The following is a 3,438-nucleotide window of genomic DNA, read 5'->3' as shown; positions in this document are numbered from 1 at the left end:
TATGTATTCATCCGTGTTCATCCGTGTTCATCCGTGTTCGTTTTTTTTCAAAAATAATTATTCACCCAACGACAAAACTAAAACTTAAACTCATTCCCCATGAAAAATAAAACATTAAAAAATAAACCTGAATCCAAACAATTCCCTAACTTCTTAAAACTAACTTTCTTAACCTTACTAGCCTTTACCTTGACACTCTGTTTCAACGCAGACCTTGCATCAGCACAAGAAACCGTGAATACACCAGGATTCAATCCTCAGGAATGGTTGCGAAATGCTTTGCAGTGGATTGACAGCTTAGGTACAGTAGGAGCGATCGCATTTATCATCCTCTACATCATCGCTACAGTCGCTTTTTTACCAGGTTCCATCCTCACCTTAGGCGCTGGCGTTGTCTTCGGTGTAATTTGGGGTTCCATCTACGTCTTTATTGGTGCAACCTTAGGCGCAACCACCGCTTTCCTAGTGGGACGCTACTTAGCAAGAGGCTGGGTAGCCGAGAAAATCGCAGATAATAAAAAATTCGCCGCAATTGACCGTGCTGTTGGTAGAGAAGGACTCAAAATAGTTCTCCTCACCCGACTTTCCCCCATATTTCCTTTTAACTTATTAAATTATGCATTTGGTGTTACCGACGTTTCCCTCAAAGACTACTTTATAGGTTCTGTAGGCATGATCCCAGGAACAATTATGTATGTCTACATCGGTTCCTTAGCTGGAAATCTTGCCATGATTGGTACACAAACTCAACCAACCAACCCCACAGTACAATGGACAATTCGGATCATAGGTTTTATTGCCACAGTTGCAGTCACAGTTTATGTCACTCGGATAGCCAAAAAAGCCCTTGAGGAGGTTTTGTAGGAGGTGGGGAACTCGGGGCCCCTGGTAGGGGCAGTGGGGAGATGGGGAGTGGCGAATAACCACTAACCACTAACTAATAACTACTAATCAACAATATAAAAAAGGTTATGGAAATGTCTAATTCTGAATTTCAAAAAGTCATAGTCCGCCCACTAGATGAGTATAATCAAAGGCTAGTTTCCTACGTACATCCTCCCTACTGGGTTAATCCCAGACCTGTTGATTGTTATGATTTGGTAGTAATTGGTGCAGGTACGGCGGGGTTGGTGGTAGCGGCGGGTGCGGCGGGTTTGGGTTTGGGTTTGAAAGTAGCATTAATTGAAAAGCATCTCATGGGCGGAGATTGCTTAAATGTGGGTTGTGTACCATCAAAATGCGTGATTAGATCAGCGCGGGTTGTGGGTGAAATGTGGAATGCTAGAGACTTGGGAGTGAACATCACGCAACACATTGATGTAGATTTTCCCGCAGTTATGGAAAGAATGCGAAAGCTGCGCGCTGGTATTAGCCATCACGACTCGGCGGAACGTTTTCAAAAGCTGGGGGTTGATGTCTTTTTGGGTAACGCTAGCTTCGCCAGCAATGATACTGTATTAGTTGGTGACAAAACTCTCAACTTTAAAAAAGCTGTAATTGCCACTGGTGCAAGAGCGGCGCGTCTCTCCATCCCAGGAATAGAAGAAGCAGACTATTTAACTAACGAGACAGTTTTTTCTCTCACCCAGCGACCACAACGTTTAGCTGTCATTGGTGGCGGGCCTATCGGTTGCGAATTGGCACAAGCATTCCGGCGCTTGGGTTGTGAGGTGGTGCTTTTCCATCGCGGTTCCCACATCCTCAATAAAGAAGATGCTGATGCTGCCGAAATTGTCCAAAATGTCTTTATTCAGGAAGGAATTCGTTTGGTCTTAAATTGCCAAATGCAGCGAGTAGAAAAAACGATTGAGGGCAAGAAGCTTTATTTTAGCTGCAATGGTCGAGAAGATTCTGTCACAGTTGATGAAATTTTAGCAGGTGCAGGACGTGTCCCCAATGTAGAAGGTTTGAATTTAGAGACTGTAGGGGTGGAATATGATCAGCAACGAGGCGTGATGGTAAATGATTACTTACAGACTACCAACCCCAGGATTTATGCTGCTGGTGATATCTGCATGAATTGGAAATTTACCCATGCTGCGGATGCGGCGGCGCGAATAGTGATTAAAAATACTTTATTCTCTCCTTTTGGTTTGGGACGTTATAAACTCAGTAATTTAGTAATGCCTTGGGTAACGTATACTGATCCAGAAATTGCCCATGTGGGGATGTATGAACAAGAAGCCCAGGAAAAAGGCATTGATGTAAATACAATCAAGATACCTTTTAGTAGCGTAGATCGAGCGATCGCAGATGGTGAAGAAGATGGCTTTGTTAAAATCTTGCACAAAAAAGGATCAGATCAAATTCTTGGTGCAACAATTGTCGCCCGCCACGCAGGTGAGATGATTTCAGAAGTCACCACGGCAATTGTGCATAAAATTGGTTTGAGTAAGATGAGTAGTGTGATTCATCCTTACCCAACGCAGGCGGAAGCAATTAAGAAAGCGGCGGATGCTTATCGCCGAACCTTGTTGACGCCAAAAACGAAACGCTTTTTGGGACTGTTGATAAAGTTCTCTTGAAAATAGGGATCGGGGATTGGGGAAAGACAAAAATCAAGTATATTCTAATCAACGTTAATGGTGATGATAGCTAATCCGACTAATTAGCCAAGCGGAAGAGATGATGCCCACAAATTGAGCCAGGATGGTATTAATATTTGCTTGTACCACAAACATATCGAGTGGTTCAATCAATTGACTCGCGTTGTAGATTGCCAATCCTTCAACTTGAGTCAGGGATCTGGCTACAAGAGTACCAATGATCGCCTCAACACCAAAGAGAGTTAATATCATGCCAACACCGTTTAAAGTCAATCCCTGCCAGAGGAGACGAATGACATCTGCTTTTTTGGGATGTAATGCTGGATTTGCTGAGTGTAACTCTTTGCCAATGCGAGTATATCTCCAATCCCAATAAAGACTGATCCCCAATATCAACAGTCCACCGACTGCACAAAATAAACCTAACCAAGACATGGGATCTTGAGCCTTGAGATTGAAATTAGGATCTGCGATCGCAAATAATACAATTAATCCAGAAACTACGAGAAGGCTTAGCTGTAGACCGAAGTTAATCCAACCTATGAGACGAAAATTTGTGGCAATTTCCTGGATGTTTGGTAAGGAGGAGTGGGAGTCTAACTTATTTAACATGGTTTATTCTCAGCCACTATAGACAACTTATAGCAAAAAATAAATTTCTTGGCTCATTGGGGATTGATTGCACCTCACCCCTACACCCCTGTTTTACACAACTAGAGGGATTGACGCATTTTGCCAGACCTGAAAATATGCAAGTTATAAATGTTTCCACGCTCAAAAACTATAAAAATGCAGATAAAAAATTTACATCTACACTAGCCTGAACGAGAAAAAAATATTAAAATTCCTCGTCCCCTTGGGGACGAGGAATTTGGTAATTGCAGGACTTACG

Annotated in this window: 3 protein-coding genes; 2 read left to right on the top strand and 1 reads right to left on the bottom strand. The window is 42.7% G+C overall.

All coding sequences use genetic code 11. The annotated features are described in order from the left end of the window. The first annotated feature begins 99 nt into the window (after window positions 1-99). Both UYK_RS0104375 and UYK_RS0104370 read left to right on the top strand, forming a co-directional pair. A complete protein-coding gene (locus UYK_RS0104375; RefSeq protein ID WP_009459808.1) occupies window positions 100-864 on the top strand; it encodes a TVP38/TMEM64 family protein in 765 nt (254 codons plus the stop codon). Window positions 865-977: 113 nt separating this feature from the next. Then, window positions 978-2,525, top strand: a complete 1,548-nt coding sequence (locus UYK_RS0104370; RefSeq protein ID WP_026086356.1) for a mercuric reductase — start codon at window positions 978-980, stop codon at window positions 2,523-2,525. A gap of 54 nt (window positions 2,526-2,579) precedes the next feature. Here UYK_RS0104370 and UYK_RS0104365 read toward each other — a convergent pair whose 3' ends face one another. After that, window positions 2,580-3,158: a DUF3611 family protein gene (locus UYK_RS0104365; RefSeq protein WP_009459806.1), complete on the bottom strand. Its 579-nt coding sequence runs from the start codon at window positions 3,156-3,158 to the stop codon at window positions 2,580-2,582. Between the last annotated feature and the right edge of the window lie 280 nt (window positions 3,159-3,438).

The organism is Fischerella thermalis PCC 7521 (assembly GCF_000317225.1).
In the GTDB taxonomy this organism is placed as follows: Bacteria; Cyanobacteriota; Cyanobacteriia; order Cyanobacteriales; family Nostocaceae; genus Fischerella; species Fischerella thermalis.
The sequence above is the reverse complement of the archived record's forward strand: the minus strand, read 5'-3'. Positions and strand labels throughout refer to the sequence as shown.